The sequence below is a fragment of the Clostridium sp. AM27-28 genome (assembly GCF_003480955.1).
In the GTDB taxonomy this organism is placed as follows: Bacteria; Bacillota; Clostridia; order Lachnospirales; family Lachnospiraceae; genus Otoolea; species Otoolea fessa.
The window spans coordinates 325,033-341,870 of sequence record NZ_QUJT01000002.1 but is presented as its reverse complement, the minus strand read 5'-3'; the positions used below and the strand labels follow the sequence as shown (position 1 = coordinate 341,870).

The 16,838-nt window shown below is 50.5% G+C and carries 20 protein-coding genes and 1 riboswitch; of the genes, 1 reads left to right on the top strand and 19 read right to left on the bottom strand.

Translation table 11 applies throughout. The features are described from left to right. Positions 1-91: 91 nt before the first annotated feature. The 9 genes from DW720_RS04340 to DW720_RS04305 all read right to left on the bottom strand — a co-directional run bounded on the left by DW720_RS04340 (position 92) and on the right by DW720_RS04305 (position 6,390). Positions 92-559: a VanZ family protein gene (locus tag DW720_RS04340; RefSeq protein ID WP_107000974.1), complete on the bottom strand. Its 468-nt coding sequence runs from the start codon at positions 557-559 to the stop codon at positions 92-94. Between the two features lie 106 nt (positions 560-665). Continuing rightward, a complete protein-coding gene (locus DW720_RS15690; protein ID WP_022359365.1) occupies positions 666-815 on the bottom strand; it encodes a hypothetical protein in 150 nt (49 codons plus the stop codon). Positions 816-889: 74 nt separating this feature from the next. Further along, complete coding sequence (pyrE, locus tag DW720_RS04335; protein WP_107000484.1) at positions 890-1,564, bottom strand: orotate phosphoribosyltransferase; 675 nt, start codon at positions 1,562-1,564, stop codon at positions 890-892. Between the two features lie 14 nt (positions 1,565-1,578). Next, complete coding sequence (locus DW720_RS04330) at positions 1,579-2,484, bottom strand: dihydroorotate dehydrogenase (protein WP_022359363.1); 906 nt, start codon at positions 2,482-2,484, stop codon at positions 1,579-1,581. Then, positions 2,481-3,245, bottom strand: a complete 765-nt coding sequence (locus tag DW720_RS04325; RefSeq protein WP_118491581.1) for a dihydroorotate dehydrogenase electron transfer subunit — start codon at positions 3,243-3,245, stop codon at positions 2,481-2,483. Before DW720_RS04325 ends, DW720_RS04330 begins: the two co-directional genes overlap by 4 nt. A 10-nt stretch (positions 3,246-3,255) precedes the next feature. Beyond that, positions 3,256-4,173: an orotidine-5'-phosphate decarboxylase gene (pyrF, locus tag DW720_RS04320; RefSeq protein WP_118491583.1), complete on the bottom strand. Its 918-nt coding sequence runs from the start codon at positions 4,171-4,173 to the stop codon at positions 3,256-3,258. Between the two features lie 276 nt (positions 4,174-4,449). Then, a complete protein-coding gene (locus DW720_RS04315; protein ID WP_333489839.1) occupies positions 4,450-5,214 on the bottom strand; it encodes a nitroreductase family protein in 765 nt (254 codons plus the stop codon). A 121-nt stretch (positions 5,215-5,335) separates the two neighbouring features. Further along, entirely contained in the window at positions 5,336-6,028 is a 693-nt protein-coding gene (locus tag DW720_RS04310; RefSeq protein WP_107000487.1) for an LrgB family protein, read from the bottom strand. After that, positions 6,025-6,390: a CidA/LrgA family protein gene (locus DW720_RS04305; RefSeq protein WP_107000488.1), complete on the bottom strand. Its 366-nt coding sequence runs from the start codon at positions 6,388-6,390 to the stop codon at positions 6,025-6,027. Before DW720_RS04305 ends, DW720_RS04310 begins: the two co-directional genes overlap by 4 nt. A 280-nt stretch (positions 6,391-6,670) precedes the next feature. Here DW720_RS04305 and DW720_RS04300 point away from each other — a divergent pair, with 280 nt between their 5' ends. Next, complete coding sequence (locus DW720_RS04300) at positions 6,671-7,552, top strand: GNAT family N-acetyltransferase (RefSeq protein WP_182436512.1); 882 nt, start codon at positions 6,671-6,673, stop codon at positions 7,550-7,552. 65 nt (positions 7,553-7,617) lie between these two features. Here DW720_RS04300 and DW720_RS04295 read toward each other — a convergent pair whose 3' ends face one another. The 10 genes from DW720_RS04295 to DW720_RS04250 all read right to left on the bottom strand — a co-directional run bounded on the left by DW720_RS04295 (position 7,618) and on the right by DW720_RS04250 (position 16,645). Then, on the bottom strand, positions 7,618-8,331 hold the full coding sequence (locus DW720_RS04295) for a GTP pyrophosphokinase family protein (RefSeq protein ID WP_107000490.1): 714 nt from the start codon (positions 8,329-8,331) through the stop codon (positions 7,618-7,620). 37 nt (positions 8,332-8,368) lie between these two features. Then, positions 8,369-9,196, bottom strand: coding sequence for an Mrp/NBP35 family ATP-binding protein (locus DW720_RS04290; protein ID WP_022359355.1), 828 nt, complete (start codon positions 9,194-9,196; stop codon positions 8,369-8,371). A gap of 312 nt (positions 9,197-9,508) precedes the next feature. Next, on the bottom strand, positions 9,509-10,093 hold the full coding sequence (locus DW720_RS04285; protein WP_022359354.1) for a biotin transporter BioY: 585 nt from the start codon (positions 10,091-10,093) through the stop codon (positions 9,509-9,511). 127 nt (positions 10,094-10,220) lie between these two features. After that, complete coding sequence (locus DW720_RS04280; RefSeq protein WP_022359353.1) at positions 10,221-10,784, bottom strand: folate family ECF transporter S component; 564 nt, start codon at positions 10,782-10,784, stop codon at positions 10,221-10,223. Between the two features lie 63 nt (positions 10,785-10,847). After that, positions 10,848-10,952, bottom strand: a riboswitch (THF riboswitch). Positions 10,953-11,072: 120 nt separating this feature from the next. Then, positions 11,073-11,507, bottom strand: a complete 435-nt coding sequence (locus DW720_RS04275) for an acyl-CoA thioesterase (protein WP_107000491.1) — start codon at positions 11,505-11,507, stop codon at positions 11,073-11,075. 128 nt (positions 11,508-11,635) lie between these two features. Continuing rightward, entirely contained in the window at positions 11,636-11,911 is a 276-nt protein-coding gene (locus tag DW720_RS04270) for an HPr family phosphocarrier protein (RefSeq protein ID WP_022359351.1), read from the bottom strand. Positions 11,912-11,985: 74 nt separating this feature from the next. Next, positions 11,986-14,463, bottom strand: a complete 2,478-nt coding sequence (locus tag DW720_RS04265; protein WP_118749286.1) for a homocysteine S-methyltransferase family protein — start codon at positions 14,461-14,463, stop codon at positions 11,986-11,988. A 31-nt stretch (positions 14,464-14,494) separates the two neighbouring features. Then, positions 14,495-15,148 carry a vitamin B12 dependent-methionine synthase activation domain-containing protein gene (locus tag DW720_RS04260; RefSeq protein WP_118749285.1) on the bottom strand — a complete coding sequence of 218 codons (654 nt, stop codon included), beginning with the start codon at positions 15,146-15,148 and terminating at the stop codon, positions 14,495-14,497. Further along, complete coding sequence (gene metF / locus DW720_RS04255; protein WP_022359348.1) at positions 15,148-16,008, bottom strand: methylenetetrahydrofolate reductase [NAD(P)H]; 861 nt, start codon at positions 16,006-16,008, stop codon at positions 15,148-15,150. The genes DW720_RS04260 and metF overlap by 1 nt, the downstream gene beginning before the upstream one ends. Positions 16,009-16,174: 166 nt before the next feature. After that, positions 16,175-16,645: a hypothetical protein gene (locus DW720_RS04250; protein ID WP_117796165.1), complete on the bottom strand. Its 471-nt coding sequence runs from the start codon at positions 16,643-16,645 to the stop codon at positions 16,175-16,177. Between the last annotated feature and the right edge of the window lie 193 nt (positions 16,646-16,838).

Genomic DNA, 16,838 nt, shown 5'->3' with positions numbered 1-16,838 from the left:
CCCTGCCACGCACAGCAGCAGCCCGCCCCCCGCCAGTCCCAGACAGAGATAGCCGTGTTCTGCCATCGGCTTGCGGATATAAGAAATCCGGTTATCTGTTTGACGTCCCATGCAGACACCTCCCAATTGCACGTGTAATCCACTGGCAGAGGTAGCCAGCAATTCCACCTAACGTATTTAAAAACATATCATCCACATCAAAACTTCCCACCTTGAATACGAGCTGAATCGTCTCGATGCTCAAAGTCAGAAGGAAGCTCAGAATCAACATCAGGTACCATTTTCCAAATCTCGGACTGATGATCGGCAGGAAAAATCCAAACGGCATGAAGCACACCACGTTGCCAGCCGTATTTAACAGGAACGCTTCCGTTCCCACTATATCACGATAAATATAAAACCGTTTGATTTCCTTAAATAAAACGAGATTATAGGCATACTCCACATGCGGCGCGCGCCCGAATCCGTCCGAAAAAAACATAAAATATATAAGAAGCACCAGGTATGCGACAAAGAATATCCAGCACACCTTCTGATGCGTTTTTGTCCGTTTCCACATAATTCCCCACATAAACTGCCAGAAATGAGAAAAACCGTACACCGTCCCCGGTCATACGGTTTTTCTCTTTCGACTGGGCATATCTGCCCTGTTTCAAATCCAATTTTTAGAATGTAATATCTGATTTGCGTTTCAGTAAAAACGCACCGCTGACGATCGCCATCACACCGGCTGCCAGCCCTACCGTGATGATCACGCTTCCAATCACGATATTAATCACACCGGTTCCCTGCATCGTTTTGTAGATCTTTTCCATATCGATCCGCTCCTTCTTACACTCCGTCGCATGGCATTTCCCATTTCAAGCATGCCGCTCCGTGAACCAAATCTCTATTTTGCACCGTACTGCTCATAGTATGCGTCGATCGCTGCTTTCAGTGTATCATCGATCACGACCTTGCCCTGGCACTCCTTGTTGTACAGGCACTCTACGACATCTGACATCGATACGATCGCTGCGGTCGGGAAGCCGTACAGTTCCTTGATCTCATCCAGCGCACACTTTTCTCCCTTGCCGCGCTCCATACGGTTTAAAGATACCATCAGGCCTTTGATCTCCACATCTGCCTGGGATTTGAGGATCGGGAAGGTCTCCTCGATGGATTTACCGGAAGTGGTTACATCCTCGATGATAACGACGCGGTCGCCGTCCTTTAACTTGCTTCCCAGAAGGATGCCGGTATCGCCGTGATCCTTGACCTCTTTCCGGTTGGAGCAGTAACGTACTTCTTTGCCGTACAGCTCACTGATCGCCATCGAGGTGGCAACTGCCAGCGGGATTCCCTTGTAAGCCGGTCCAAACAGGACATCGAAATCCAGACCATAGTTGTCATGAATCGCCTTTGCGTAATACTCGCCCAGACGGCGCAGCTGCGTACCGGTTACATATGCACCCGCGTTCATGAAGAACGGAGATTTACGTCCGCTCTTTAAGGTAAATTCGCCAAACTTGAGCACTTCGCTCTCTACCATGAAATTGATAAATTCCTGCTTATACTGTTCCATCATACTCTCCTATCTTACCGAACCGCACCAATCAGTTCATGTATATCTTCAATGCCATATTTTTCCATGTAGGCGTCGATGCCCTTCACGATCTCCTCCGTCGCATACGGATTATGGAAATTCGCCGTACCGACTGCCACCGCGCTTGCGCCTGCCAGAATAAATTCGATCGCATCGTCCGCATTCATGATACCGCCCATGCCGATGATCGGAAGCTTGACCGCCTGCGCCACCTGGTAAACCATGCGGACTGCCACTGGTTTCACTGCCGGACCGGACAGACCGCCGGTACGGTTGGCTACCGCAAAGGTTCTCCGGTTAATATCGATCTTCATGCCAGTCAGTGTGTTGATCAGGGACAGCACATCCGCACCGCCTGCCTCGGCTGCCTTAGCCATCTCCGTGATGTCGGTAACATTCGGGCTGAGCTTCATGATAATCGGCTGTTTCGCATGGCGTTTTACCTCGCGGGTGATCGCCTCCACTGCTTTCGGATCCTGTCCAAATGCGATGCCGCCCTCCTTGACGTTCGGGCAGGAAATGTTGATCTCCAGCATATCGACCGGTTGGCTCGCCAGTTTTTCCACTACATCGACGTAATCTTCCGTCGTTTTTCCACATACATTGACGATAATCTTCGTATCATACTGACGTAAAAACGGGATATCCCTCGATGCAAATAAATCATACCCCGGATTCTGTAAGCCGATCGCGTTGATCATGCCGCCGTACACCTCCGCAATACGCGGGGTCGGATTGCCTGGCCACGGCACATTTGCCACACCCTTGGTCACAACCGCGCCGAGCTTGTTCAGATCGACCATCTCGCCGTACTCTGCCCCTGAACCAAAGGTTCCGGATGCCGTCATGACCGGGTTTTTAAGCTCTACACCCGCAAGATTGACTGCCATCTGTCTCATAATTCTACCTCCTCGGCTAAAAATACGGGACCATCCTTGCAGATCCGCTTGTTGTGTACATTGCTGTGGTGGTCTACATCCTTCGACTGGCAGACACATGCCAGACAGGCGCCGATTCCACATGCCATCTTCTCCTCCAGGGAAATATAGCACTTGATTCCCTTTTCTGCCGCATACTCCTTGATGGCGCGCAGCATCGGGGTCGGTCCGCAGGCGTAGATCACATCCGCCGTCAGGTTCTGCTCCCGGATCGCGTCCAGGACATTGCCCTTCGTGCCGACGCTTCCGTCCTCGGTCGCCACAAAGACTTCTCCATATGCCTCAAATTCATCCCGGAGGAAGAGATTTTCATCCCGGTATCCTAAAATGATCTGTTTTTCGCAGTTTAACTGTTTCGCCATCTCAAGCATCGGCGGAACACCGATACCGCCGCCGATCAGAAATACATTTTCGCCCTCCTGCGGGAAACCATTTCCCAGAGGTCCCATGATGTCGATCGAGTCTCCGGAAACATATTTGGAAAATTCATCTGTTCCTTTACCGGCAATCCGGTATACGATCCGCAGGCGTCCTTCATCCGGATCTGCCTCGCAGATACTGATCGGGCGCGGAAGAAGTCTGGAACCGTCCTGGCTGTAGACCGAGATAAACTGTCCCGGTCTTGCCTCGTCCGCTATGTCCGTCACGATCCACATACTGAAAATGCCAGGTGCCAGTTCTTCCTGACTATATACAACTGCTGTCTCTTTCTTCTGTGCCATGAGCTCCTCCTTACAGTACGCGTCCAATGTCCGCAATCATATCGATGACAGCCTGTCTCGATGCGTCCGCAAAATGCTCCGGACCGAATTTGGCGTATGCGTCTTTCTTGTATGCTGCGATGATACCGCGGGAAGAATTGACGATCGCGCCCAGTCCATCCTCGTTGAAGCAGTATTTTAAGTCTTCTGCCGTACCGCCCTGTGCGCCATAACCCGGAACCAGAAAGTAAGTCTTCGGCATCAGCTTACGCAGAATCTTGCTCATCTCCGGGTAAGTTGCGCCCACAACTGCACCTACATTACTGTAGTCGCCATCCATGGAAGCCTCCCCCCACTCAACGACCTTCTCCGCTACCAGCTCATAAAGCGGGCGGCCGTCCACCAGACGATCCTGGAACTCGCCGCTGGATGGGTTAGAAGTCTTTACCAGTACAAAGATACCGCGGTCGGATGCGTTGCACTCGTCCACAAATGGTTTCACGCCGTCGGTTCCCAGATACGGATTGACCGTGACATACTCGGTATTGAACGCAAAACAGGTCGTATTTCCAACCTTCACGCTGCCGAGATGACCGGTTGCGTAGGCAGCCGATGTGGAACCGATGTCGCCGCGCTTGATGTCTCCGATGACAACTAAGCCCTTCTGCTGGCAGTATTTGACAGTCCGGTCATACGCTTTCAGGCCTTCGATGCCAAACTGCTCATACATCGCAATCTGCGGTTTGACCGCCGGAATCAGATCAGCCGTCGCATCCACGATCGCACAGTTAAACTGCCAGATCGCCTCTGCCGCTCCTTCCAGGGTCTCTCCGAACTCCGCAAATGCTTTTTCCTTCACGTGCTCCGGAATATATCCAAGCATCGGATCCAGTCCTACACAGATCGGTGCCTTTGTCTTCTGAATCTTCTCAATCAATTTACTAACCATCACGTTCTCCTCCAGAGTATCTCTCATAAATAATCAACTTATTTTATCATAAGTGGAGGGCGCTTTCAAGGGCACAGAGCAAGGAAAAAAGGGTTTTTGCTTATGCCCTTTTGATTGCCCCGAAAGAAGCGCGCCAGCTGTCACGGCATCGGACGGCTGGCGCGCTTCTTTCTTGAGTGTATCGTTTCTTTGAATAATTGGTTTTAAAATTGCAAAATTAGTTTTTCTTGCTCAAATATAAACTATTTCAACATTTAATACAATGAATCAATGCATCTAATGCAGCGTCAACGTCGCCACATAATCTCCATTTTTGTAACTTTTAGCCGCAAAATGTTCCTCCGTCTCCGTCTGAAGTTCCATCCAGAGTTCTTCGGCGGCGAGCATAATGTGGGAGAGCATAATGCCGATGCTGAATTCGCGCATCGCATGGAAGCTCTTGCCCGGAAAGCGGGTTTTTAGGGCGAACACATAGATTCGGTCGGAATAGACGATGAAGCGCCACGGCTGGGTGTTCATCGCGGACGGTGCGAGACGCGCCGCACGGAGAATCGTCTTCATCTGCTCTCCGGCTTCTTCCTTGAAAATACAGAGTTCATTGAGCGGGAGGCGCTTTGCCAGCGGGCTTTCACGGTAGAGCTTGCCCTCCGGGTAGCCGAATGCGACCATCATCAGGCAGCGTTTGCCGCCGCGCACCTTCTGCGCCGGCTGCACGCTGCCCAAATAGCAGGTTCCAAGCCCTTTTGCCGTCATATAGAGCACCATCTGCTCCATCAGATAACCGGCATTGCGCTCGCAGCCTTCCTCCTGGTCCGAATAGATCGCCAGATAGTAGGGAGCATCCACCTTCCAGAGTCCGTGGACATCGGCTTTTTTCTTTGTATTGTCGAATATCACTGCCTCAACCCGGATCCGGTCATTTAACCGGGAGGTCTTATCAAAATAGGACAGGATCTGCCCACGCAGCTTCTCCGTGACCTCCCGATCGGTGTATTTTCGAACTGAATGGCGACATCCTATCGCCTCATACAAATTCATCATACCTGCTCCCCTCCTATCTTTTTGCTGCCGTTATCATGCGTATGACCCGCAGTATCTTTTTCTCTGCCTCTCTATGTGCATTCCAATTTCTATACAAATTCTGACCGTTTCAGCACCACCTTTAAATCAGTCCCGACATCAGTGGTACTACCACTACGGTCAAAAGACCAGCGACCGCAATTGACAAGCTGCTCATCGCACCCTCGATCTCGCCTAATTCCAGCGCCTTTGCCGTTCCAATCGCATGGGCTGCTGTTCCAAGTGCCAGACCCTTCGCGATTGGCTCTTCAATTTTAAATATCTGAAACAGCCAGTCGGCTATAATATTTCCCAAAATTCCTGTAATTATAATGCTGATAACCGTCAGCGTCACGATACCTCCCGCTTCCTCGCTGACGCCCATGCCAATCGCCGTCGTAATGGACTTCGGAAGCAATGTCACATAGTGCGTATGCTCCAGTTGAAAGAAACGGCACATCACATAGATACTGCCGACACTTCCCGCTACCCCTGCCACAATTGCAGAAGCAACCGCAATCAGGTGCTGGCGCAAAAGCTCCAGCTGCTTATACAGCGGAATCGCCAGACAGACCGTTGCCGGTGTCAAGAAATAGCCCAGATACACCGCACCGCGGTTATACTCCTTATATTCTATATGAAAAACAGATAAAAATGCAATCACAACTATAATTGCAACCAGCAGCGGATTTAAAATCGCCCAGCCGGTCTTCTTTTTCAGCCAGACGCCCAACATATACGCGCCAACGCTGACCAGCATTCCAAAATAAAGAGAAGAATGAATCAGTCCATTCATGCTTTCGCACCTCCTTTATTCTTTCTGCGGATGATGCTCTGCGCCACGCACCCGGTCGCAACCATAACAAATACCGTCGAAATCACGGTAATCACTGTCAGCGGCACCAGGATGGACTCCGCCTCCTGCACGCTGTCAAGCAGACCTACACCTGCCGGTATAAACATAATCGGCATCGTATCCAGGAAGAAATCTCCCACTTCCGCCACATCTTCTGTATGTAATGCACCTGTGCAAAGCAGAAGCAGAAGAATGAACAATCCGTATACGCCGGACGGAACCGGAAACGGAAGCAGATAGTTCAAAAACTCTCCCAGCATTGTGATGCCAAAAATAATTGTCACTTCTTTCAAGTACTTCATGATGTCTTTACCTTTCGTATTTAATGCCTCTATTCTATCACTCCCAAATTTATAGGACAATATGAAAATTAGCATAAATTCTGTCAATTTCCTTGAATTTTTTGCGTCTTTTTTATACGATACAGGTAAGCTTTTCCGATTCGTAAAATCCAGACATTTTCGATCCAAAAAACGTGAAGTTTTTATCCGCAAATACGTTTATCTTTATGAAAGACTTATCTTCTCAGCTGCTTTTGTAGCTGGTACACTTTGTATTGCAAGAAAGAAAGGATTAGAAGTTATGAATTTAATTCAGACAAACTCTCTCTCTGCCAGACAGGCAGAACAGATCCTGGCACTGTTGAATGAATGCCAGAAGACGCAGCCGATCCACATTTCTTTTCCATTTGAAGACGGAAATTGTTTCCTGCTTCTTCTGGATGAATCAGAGACACTTGCAGCCATCATGGGAATGATCCTTCCACCGGATGGCTCTTCGGACGAGGAACCCGTCGAATGCATCGCCTTCACCCGCCCTTCTCTGCGCCGACGCGGATATTTTGCCGCACTCTTAGAAAAAGCCTGCGACATCTCCGGTGAGCACGATATTCTATTTCCGGTTGACCCAGAATCCGCTGATACGGCTGCCACGATGAAAGCCATTCACGCTGACCGCGTCGATCAGGAATATCAGATGAAATGGGACTTTGACCCGGCGGCCGAACGCTTTGACTCTCCCATGATTGAAAAACGCCCGCTTACCTTTACCTGCACTTCTGCACCGGAAGGTGACGTCAACGAAAGTGTTGATCCCGACAGTTGCTGGGACTGCTTCCACAGCGCCGATGATCCAGATCCGGCCGTTACAATTCTGACCTATGAATTTTTAGAGACTCCGCCGGATCCGATGTGCTCTCCGGCTGCCGTGTGCATGGCGCGTATGCAGCCCGTCCCGGACGTTCCCGGCACATTTCATGCCTGTTTCTACGGCTTCCGGGTCCATGACCTCTGCCGCGGACTGGGAATCGGTGAAGCTGCTTTCTGTCTGGTCTTAAACGATCTGATCACGCGCGGCTGCACCCGAATTGTTCTTCACGTCAGCAGTGACAATTATCCGGCACTCTCGATCTATAAAAAAGCAGGGTTCCGAATTACCGAAACCCTGTCCTATTTTATGTATTAAAGATATGGCAGGCGCTTCAGCCGCCAAAAGCACCCCGATACATGAGCTATTCGTTTACATCACGACTATTCTTCCTGCGTCGGATGTTTTTCCTCAATCTTCTGACGGATGCTTAACATCTTGCAATCTGTCTCCGCGATGACATCCGCGCACTTTTTCAGCTCCGCACCGATCTCTGCGGCTTCCTGGGCATCCAGCTGCTTTTTATACTTGAGCTGGTGATCCAGACTCGCCCAGAAATCCATGGCGATCGTGCGGATCTGGACTTCCACACGGATATTTTTCTTACTGCTTGAAAAGAATACCGGTACTTCCACGATCATGTGGTAGCTGCGGTAGCCGTTTTCCTTCGGCGCCTTGATATAATCCTTGATCGCAATGATGGTCACATCATCCTGGCGTTCCAGCATCCGGCTGATCTCGTAAATATCGTCCACAAACGAACATATCACACGGACACCCGCTATATCATCCAGGTTGGACTCCATCGATTCGATCGAAAGCGGAAGTCCGCGCCGCTGCAGTTTTTCTACAATACTCTTCGGCTTCTTCACTCTCGCCTTGATCATCTCGATCGGGTTTCTTGCATTCCGCATGGAAAGCTCATCGTTGAGCACTTCCAGCTTCGTCTTAAACTCTCGAATCGCGCAGCTGTACTGCATCATCGCTTCCTGAAACTGCCTTGCCGTCTCCCGGAATGTCTCAGGAATCTCAAACACCTGAGGCGTATTGACCGCGAAATGGCTCAGCTCGCTGTTGGGATTCTGAGCAATATTCATTTGTATTCTTCCACCTCTTCTATATATCTATATTCTTTTATGCCTTCTCCACTGCGTCAGCCGCCGCATCCAGCCATGGGGATTCCACATACTCAACCAGCCCCTCGTCCACCTTGGACGCAATCGACGGATCGATCGGAATCTTCGCAAGCACCGGAATCTCATACTCGTCTGCCGTCTCCTCGATATGGCTTTCACCGAACACAGAAATCTTCTTTCCGCAGTCCGGACATTCCAGATAACTCATGTTTTCAACCAGTCCCAGAATCGGAATATCCATCTTCTTCGCCATGTTGACCGCTTTTGCCACGATCATCGAAACCAGCTCCTGCGGGGAAGTCACAATGATAATGCCTGCCAGCGGCAGGGACTGAAATACAGTCAGCGGCACATCGCCGGTTCCCGGAGGCATATCGACAAACATATAATCAATGTCCTTCCAGAGTGCCTCGCTCCAGAACTGCTTAATCACGCCGCCCACAACCGGTCCACGCCAAATTACCGGATCCGTCTCATGCTCCAGAATCAGGTTCGAAGAAAGAATCTCTATCCCCGTCGAGGTCGTGCGCGGCAACATCAGCTGATCCGCTGTCACACCTACCATGCCGTGAATGCCAAATGCCTTCGGGATCGACGGTCCTGTAATATCTGCATCAAGAATGCCAACGCGGTTGTTTCTCGCACGCATCTTACATGCCATCAGGGATGTCACCAGGGATTTTCCGACGCCGCCCTTGCCGCTGACTACACCAATTACTTTTTTAACTGAACTCTGTGGATTTAACGGCACCCGGAAACTCTCCATCGTCCGGCTGGCACACGTTTCGCCGCAGCTTGAACAATTATGACTGCAATTCTCACTCATACATACTTCTCCTTTTTATCAGGTTGGATTCTGATCGTTCGCTGGTTTTCGTTTTTGCATCCTCTTCAGACGTTTTCCAAGACCAAAAACCTGTAACGCCCAAATCCTCCCCTGTCGTAATCTCCGTACATTTTACCATATTTTCTGCAAAAATGATAGGGGGCAAACACAACTGGCAGCGTTACAAAAGAATGTGCCGTTACTGGGCACGTATGCGTGAACAGTAACGTTTTCTATGAGACAAAAACAGACAGCCCGTTTGCTGCACTGCATTCAGACTGTCTGTCTTTTTTATATCCTATTCATTTTTCTCTACAGATACGCCTGTACCATCGGGCGCAGCCGTCTTGCCATGATCGCCGCCAGAATGCAGAGAATATAATCCGCCGGCATCTCCGGCAGGCAGTAAACCAGCACAATCGCTTTCCAGCCGATCGGCTGCAGGGTTACGAGATGGGTAATCAGATAGAAATAAACCATTCCCATTCCATAATATACCACATATCCAGCCGTCGCCGCCGTCATCAGCGCTCCCATTTTCCAGGAATTCAAACATTCACAGACCTTTCCCATGACCCACGCCGCAAGGAGAAATCCCAGCAGAAAACCAAAGGTCGGGCGCAGCAGATACGCCGGACCGCCGCCGCGTGCAAAGATCGGGACGCCCGCAAGTCCAATCAGCAAATAGACACCCACACTGGTAAATGCCCGTCTGGAGCCCAGCAGAAATGCTGCCAGCATCACGAAAAACCACTGCAAGGTGAAGTTCATGGTATCTGCGCCGGTCGGAATGACAACCTTGATAAATGCCCCCACGGCGACCAGCGCCGCAAACAGACCGCAAAGCGCCACATCCTTCGAATGTTCCCGGCTCCGCGAAACTGCTTTTTCTCTCATCTGTTTTCCTCCATCATGCATGATGCATTTTTTCATAAACGGTTCCTTTCATGGCATGCAGCCACCGTGCCCGCAGACTTTCGCTGTCCATGTATGTTTCCTTTTGCTCAAAACGAATCCTCCGGCATCACTCCGCCTGGAATTTACGGATCATCCGCACAAGCCCAAGACTCTCCATCCGTTTTGCAATCAGATAAAAGAGTGCTGCATCCACCGGCCACTTGATGAGATTCTTAAGCACACGCATCGGCAGAAGCACCATCATTGCTTTTCCAGACATCATGCTAAGCCAGAGTGTGTTCAAAAATATGTTGCAGATCAGCGCCACCACCAGATCCGCCCAGAGCGCCCGGCGGAAAGTAAGCGGTTTCCGATACAGAATTGTGCCATATAGCACGCCGCCCAGCATCGCATTCAGCGTAAATCCCGGAAAAAATGCCCCCGTCGGCTTTACGACATATTTGACCAGGTCCAAGACTCCGCCATAGACCGCTCCAGCCACCGGACCGAAGAGGTAGTAGACAAACTGGTTGACCACACCGCCGAATCCGATTTTCAAATACGGACCAGCCTCAATCGTGAAGTATCCCAGAACAACGGAGACAGCCATCAGCATGGCGGCAGTCGTGAGTGTTTTCACGTGTTTCAGTTCCTGAAAAGATGCCTGATAACATACTGCAAATTTTTTCATAAAAAAATACCTCCTTTTCTGCAGATCTCTCGAACCACATCAGGAGATATATTGTATCAACGATGCAGCGGGATGCGGAATACTGACCGCGAAACCCCGGAGGGTCTCTTCGTCCGGCTGACAACTCCCTGTTCAACCAGCACTTAACGCCTGTATTCCTACTCTGCGTTTCTTTTTTTATCTTTTACATCATACCACAATTTTCCCGCTTTTCAAGCACTTTATAAGCGCATCTGTCATTTCCGCACCAGAGCGCCTCTGGCAGTCCATGTTCGAACCAGTCAGCATTTACTCTTCTTTTTGGCTCTGTTCGCTGTATTCCCTAAACGCACGATCCATCTCGATATAGTTGCGTTTCAGGGAAACCGGCTTTCCGTCGCGGGTCAGGAAACAATGGCGGCTCTCGCCCACGCAGCGGATTGCGCCCGTTTCCTTGTCAAAAACCGTGTATTCCAGCGTCATGCGGATGCCGTTGTATTCCTTCATCTGAACCAGCACCTGCACCGTCTCGCCAAACCGCGCCATGCTCTTATAATCGCAGTGAACCGACAGCACCGGGCTTATGATCCCCTGTTTTTCCATGATGTCATATCCCATTCCCATCTGCTCCATCATGTCGATCCGCGCTTCCTCAAACCAGTGTAGGTAATTTGCATGGTGAATGATTCCCATCTGGTCGGTTTCATAATACTGCGCTTTGTGTTCGTAAATTTTCAGTTCCATAAAAACCCCTCTTTTCCATCTAAAAAGGGATACCTGCACAACTGCAATTTCTGCCGTTCTGCAATATCCCCCTCTGGTTCTGATATGTGTGTCACCGTCCGCACACTGTGCAGGCAATGGCTGATACCTTACTGTTCCAGTTCTTCTCCGAGTCCGCTCTCGATCGCCTCGGTAATCGTCTTCAGCGCTTCTTCCTCATCCGGTCCGTCGCAGGCAACCGTGATCTCGGTGCCGCACTTGATACCCGCTGCCATCACGTTCAGCACGCTCTTTGCCACAATATGTTTCTCCCCGCACTCAATCAGAGTCCGGCTCTTAAATTTCATCGCGGTCTGCGAAAGCACGCCAGCCGGCCGCAGGTGAAGTCCCGATGGATTAACCACTTTCACTTTCTTCGATACCATAGCTGTCCCTCCCTCGTCAATTCTTAGTTTTTAATTACTCTAATTTTAGTCTAAGTAGGGCAGACTGTCAAGCGTTAGACCAGCACCTGCTGCGCGTAATTAACAGACGCCATCGCATCGCGGCAATACGCATCCGCTCCGATCATATCCGCGTATTCCTGAGTCAGAACCGCGCCGCCGACCATGACTTTCGCCCACGGTGCTTCCTTGCGGAGCTGCTTGATCGTCTCCTCCATGCTCGGCACGGTGGTCGTCATCAGGGCGGACAGACCGACCAGTCTTACATGGTTCTTGATCGTCTCTTCCACGATCGCCTCCGGGGCTACGTCCTTACCTAAATCCAGCACATCATAGCTGTAATTCTCCAATAATACTTTTACGATATTTTTTCCAATGTCATGAATATCGCCCTTGACGGTCGCCAGCACGATCTTGTCCTTCTTCTCTCCTGCTTCCCCGGAGGACTCCATCTGGTTTTTGATGACCTCAAACGCCGATTTTGCCGCCTCCGCACTCATCAGAAGCTGCGGCAGAAAGACGGTGCCTGCCTCAAACCCCTTTCCGACCTTATCGAGTGCCGGGATCATGCAGGAATTGATGACGGTCAGGGAATCCATGGTCTTTAAGAGTTCCCCGGCTGCCGATGCCGCCTGCTCTTTTAAACCTCTCTCCACACTGACCGTAAGCTGATGCTCCGGACCGGATGCCTGGCTGCCAGTGTCCGCACTGCCGGAAGCTCCAGCTGCACCTGCCGCCGGGGCACCCGAACCTGCGCTGCCTGCTGCACCTGCGCCGGAAGCTCCGCCCGCACCTGCCTTTGGAATCGCCAGCCGCGCTGCCTGCTCAATATAATCGCCGCAGTGTTCATCCAGTGCTGCCAGGGCCCGGTAGCTATAATAAGAACGCATCATTGCCGCCGAATTTGGATTGATGATCGCCGCGGTCAGACCGCTCTGCATCGCCATCGTAAAGAAATTGGAGTTGACAATCTCACGCTGCGGTAATCCGAAGGAAATATTTGAAACGCCGAGAATCGTATTGCAGCCAAGTTCCTGGCGGACACGGCGCACCGTCTCCAGTGTCACCAGCGCACCGGTCGGCTCGGAGCTGATCGTCATACAGAGCGCATCGATCACGATGTCTTTTTTCTGGATGCCATACTTTTCCGCCTCCGCACAGATTTTCCGCGCGATCGCCATACGTCCGTCCGCCGTCGCCGGAATGCCTTCCTCGTCGATCGTCAGCGCAACCACCGTGCCGCCGTAATGTTTTACCAGCGGAAATACAGCGTCCATGACCTCCTGTTTGCCATTGACAGAGTTAATCAGTGCCTTTCCATTATAAATACGCAGCGCCTGTTCCATCGCCTCTGTGTCAGTCGTATCAATCTGCAGCGGAAGCTCGGTCACCGCCTGCAATTCCTGTACGACCTCGCGCATCATCGCCACTTCATCGATCTCCGGTAGTCCCACGTTGACGTCAAGCACCGCAGCGCCATTCTCCTGCTGGGTGATCGCCTCGCGCAGGATATATTCCAGGTTGTGATCGCGCAGCGCCTGTTTGAATTTTGATTTTCCGGTCGGATTGATGCGCTCGCCAATAATGACCGGATCGGTTCCCATCTCAACTACCGACGCGTAGGAAGTGATGAGAGTGTCATTTTTCGGCTCGATCGGCTTTCTCGTTCTGCCCTTACACATCTCTGCCAGCAGACGGATGTGCTCCGGGGTCGTACCACAGCAGCCCCCGACTGCCGAAACGCCCATCTCCAGCATTCCTTTCATTTCCTCGACAAATTCTGGCGGATCAATATCATATACGGTCTTTCCTCCCTCGCTTCGCGGAAGTCCCGCATTTGGATTGACAACCACCGGGATCGACGCATACCGAAGCAGTTCTTCCACAATCGGCTTCATCTGAACCGGACCTAATCCACAATTGATTCCGAGCGCATCCACGCCCAGACCTTCCAAAAGTGCCACAACGGACTTCGGTGTTCCGCCGGTTAAAAGTTTGCCTTTTCCATCGAAAATTGTGGTTGCAAAGATTGGAAGATCGGAATTTTCCTTTGCCGCCAGAACCGCTGCCTTGAGTTCATACGTGTCGCTCATCGTCTCGATCAGAATCAGATCCGCGCCGCCGCGCACGCCTGCCTTTACCACCTCGGTATAGATGGAGACCGCCTCCTCAAAGTCCAGATCGCCCATTGGCTTTAAAAGGCGTCCGGTCGGTCCCAGATCCAGCGCTACATAACCACGGCCGCAGTGTTCTACCGCTGTCCGGGCATTTTTCATCGCCGCATCCACGATCTCATCCAGATTAAACTCGGCTGTCTCATTGTATTTCAGGCGGTTCGCGCCGAATGTATTCGATAAAATAATATTTGCGCCCGCGTTCAGATAATCCTCATGGATCTTTACCAGAACCTCCGGATGCTTGATATTCCAGGTTTCCGGCAGTTCGCCCGGTTTCAGCCCGGCTCCCTGCAAAAGACTTCCCATTCCTCCGTCAAATATCAGTATTTTATCGTTCCAATCTTCCCGTATACCCATGTCAGCTTCCTCTCTGTTTTTTGTTTCTTACTTATTTATCTCTCCGGTACAGGCAGTTTTTGTTTGAACAGACCTCACAGCCCTCTTTCACACAGCCCGCCGCTATCTTCGATACTCCGATGACCGCCGTCACCGACTTGGACGGCATCATCAAAAAACTTTCCGTCAATGTAATCCCCACCGTCTTTTCCGCTTCCAGTACCCGGCAGAAATCCGGCTGGCACGAAAGCGGCAGATCTCCATAACCTGGCGAAAAGCGGGGACGCAGATAGAATCCTTCTTCTGCTGCCTCCGCTTTTAATTTGTCATTGATTTCATTGCAGTAACTCTCAATCCGTGCCGCCGCGCACGCCTGCAGGACAACCGCCCGGCTCATCGAAAGACGGCTGTATCGGCGCAGAAGCAGATCCACACCAGCACCCAGCGTCGCCGCAAAAAGGATAACCTCCTGGCAGTCCTTTAAATTGCGGCTGAGCGCCCGGCTTTTTACTTTAAAACACGTAAAATCAAGTTCTGAATCTGGCAGCAGCGTCAGCGGATATCGTCTGTAAAAGCTCCGGCAGTTGACGGACCGCTCTAATTCTTCCAGACAGTCCTCCACCAGATCTTTCGTCTGCAGATCCGGCTCCTGCTGCCCTTTAATTCCTAAATACCGATATATTTCTCTTCGATTGACTTCCGCCATTACAGAATCTCCGACAGGTTGTTCTTAATCTGCGCCGCTACATCCGGTTTATTCATCGAATATACATGGATTCCATTTACATGGTTCGCAATCAGATCGATGATCTGCTCAGTTGCATAGGCGATACCTGCCTGCTTCATCGCTGCCGGGTTATCACCAAAACGATCTACGATCGCCTTGAAGCGTGCCGGAAGGTAGGTGCCGGACATGCTGCAGATGCGCTTGATCTGACTTATGTTTGTCACCGGCATGATGCCTGCGACAACCGGAACCGTGATTCCTTTTTCTCGGATACGGTACAGGTAATTATAAAGGATATTATTGTCAAAGAACATCTGGGTCGTCACAAAATCACAGCCCGCTTCCACTTTTTCTTTCAGATGCCCGATATCCACCGTCTTGTTGACCGATTCCACATGTCCCTCCGGATAACAGGCTGCGCCGATGCACAGATCCGGGCAGGTCTCACGGATCTCGCGGATCAGCTGGGATGCATACTGATAATCTTTTTCTACCTTGCCGTCTTTCGGAATATCGCCGCGAAGTGCCAGGACATTCTCAATTCCGTGTGCCTGAATCTCGCGCAGGACACTGTGCACCTTCTCACGGGTCGAGGAGACGCAGGTCAGATGTGACAGCGCCGGCACCTGGCAGGTGCTCTGGATATCCGATGCGATCTGGACCGTATACTGGCTTGTGCCGCCGCCTGCTCCGTAGGTCACGCTCATAAATGACGGATTTAACTTTGCAATCTCAAGCGCCGCTTTCTCAACGGAAGCGAAGTTGCTCTCCTCCTTCGGCGGGAACACTTCAAACGAAAGCGTCGGCTGTCCTTTGGCTAAAATATCCTTAATCTTCATCGTATTTATCTCCTGTTCTCATCATTTCGTCCGGTTCTGCCCCGGACCTCTATTGCCTATGTATTCTATATGATTTTTGCTCAGTATACCATATTTCCCCAATGAACGCCAGACTTCCGGCAGCTATCTTCTGGATTGATTTTCTATATCTTGCCATAGGTAAAATCTATAGGAACCAAATAAAATACATAAACATACGATACAGATAATTAATTCCAGACAAAGCAAACAAAATCAGCAAAATCACCAGCACAAGGCTCATTTTCCCCTTCTTTTTCTGATTTTTTCCTTGCTGCACCGCGCTTCGTCTCTGCGTTGTCTGATACGACATACTGTTCTGGTTCTGTGTCCGGACGGATGCCTGTCTGCCTGCGCCTGCTGCTTTCTGCGTCTGGGAATATACCTTCGCCCGGTCCGCAAGCGTGCGGATGGCATCTGTTCCTGCCCTTGCACTCGTTTCCCACGAGGCAGATCCCGCATTGTGATACTCACAGTCCGTCTCATGCGCCGGGTGACGCTCATTCAGATAATAAGTTGCATTGACATAGTTAGGATTCCGGATCCACTGTTTACAAAAAGAACAATAATGACCATACTTGATCGGATGGTCGCAAATCGGACAAATTCGTCTCTGCATGAAATACCTCCCCTCGAATCGAACATACTTTTTCGAAAACACCTCGTCAATTATTTTTTATTGTATCATAACTTTTTTACTTTTTTCTATATTTTCTCTTGTATTTTCTCCATTTCGTGTTAAAATACAAACGTCCATTACACCTGTCAAGACAGGTGTAAGCCATTTATTTGACCGGAATGGCTGAAACGAT

Excerpts from the sequence above, each read along its gene's own strand:
- DW720_RS04340 (WP_107000974.1), bottom strand. The coding sequence starts at position 559 with ATGTGGAAACGGACAAAAACGCATCAGAAGGTGTGCTGGATATTCTTT.
- DW720_RS15690 (WP_022359365.1), bottom strand. The coding sequence starts at position 815 with ATGGAAAAGATCTACAAAACGATGCAGGGAACCGGTGTGATTAATATC.
- pyrE (WP_107000484.1), bottom strand. The coding sequence starts at position 1,564 with ATGGAACAGTATAAGCAGGAATTTATCAATTTCATGGTAGAGAGCGAA.
- DW720_RS04330 (WP_022359363.1), bottom strand. The coding sequence starts at position 2,484 with ATGAGACAGATGGCAGTCAATCTTGCGGGTGTAGAGCTTAAAAACCCG.
- DW720_RS04325 (WP_118491581.1), bottom strand. The coding sequence starts at position 3,245 with ATGGCACAGAAGAAAGAGACAGCAGTTGTATATAGTCAGGAAGAACTG.
- pyrF (WP_118491583.1), bottom strand. The coding sequence starts at position 4,173 with ATGGTTAGTAAATTGATTGAGAAGATTCAGAAGACAAAGGCACCGATC.
- DW720_RS04315 (WP_333489839.1), bottom strand. The coding sequence starts at position 5,214 with ATGATGAATTTGTATGAGGCGATAGGATGTCGCCATTCAGTTCGAAAA.
- DW720_RS04310 (WP_107000487.1), bottom strand. The coding sequence starts at position 6,028 with ATGAATGGACTGATTCATTCTTCTCTTTATTTTGGAATGCTGGTCAGC.
- DW720_RS04305 (WP_107000488.1), bottom strand. The coding sequence starts at position 6,390 with ATGAAGTACTTGAAAGAAGTGACAATTATTTTTGGCATCACAATGCTG.
- DW720_RS04300 (WP_182436512.1), top strand. The coding sequence starts at position 6,671 with ATGAATTTAATTCAGACAAACTCTCTCTCTGCCAGACAGGCAGAACAG.
- DW720_RS04295 (WP_107000490.1), bottom strand. The coding sequence starts at position 8,331 with ATGAATATTGCTCAGAATCCCAACAGCGAGCTGAGCCATTTCGCGGTC.
- DW720_RS04290 (WP_022359355.1), bottom strand. The coding sequence starts at position 9,196 with ATGAGTGAGAATTGCAGTCATAATTGTTCAAGCTGCGGCGAAACGTGT.
- DW720_RS04285 (WP_022359354.1), bottom strand. The coding sequence starts at position 10,093 with ATGAGAGAAAAAGCAGTTTCGCGGAGCCGGGAACATTCGAAGGATGTG.
- DW720_RS04280 (WP_022359353.1), bottom strand. The coding sequence starts at position 10,784 with ATGAAAAAATTTGCAGTATGTTATCAGGCATCTTTTCAGGAACTGAAA.
- DW720_RS04275 (WP_107000491.1), bottom strand. The coding sequence starts at position 11,507 with ATGGAACTGAAAATTTACGAACACAAAGCGCAGTATTATGAAACCGAC.
- DW720_RS04270 (WP_022359351.1), bottom strand. The coding sequence starts at position 11,911 with ATGGTATCGAAGAAAGTGAAAGTGGTTAATCCATCGGGACTTCACCTG.
- DW720_RS04265 (WP_118749286.1), bottom strand. The coding sequence starts at position 14,463 with ATGGGTATACGGGAAGATTGGAACGATAAAATACTGATATTTGACGGA.
- DW720_RS04260 (WP_118749285.1), bottom strand. The coding sequence starts at position 15,148 with ATGGCGGAAGTCAATCGAAGAGAAATATATCGGTATTTAGGAATTAAA.
- metF (WP_022359348.1), bottom strand. The coding sequence starts at position 16,008 with ATGAAGATTAAGGATATTTTAGCCAAAGGACAGCCGACGCTTTCGTTT.
- DW720_RS04250 (WP_117796165.1), bottom strand. The coding sequence starts at position 16,645 with ATGCAGAGACGAATTTGTCCGATTTGCGACCATCCGATCAAGTATGGT.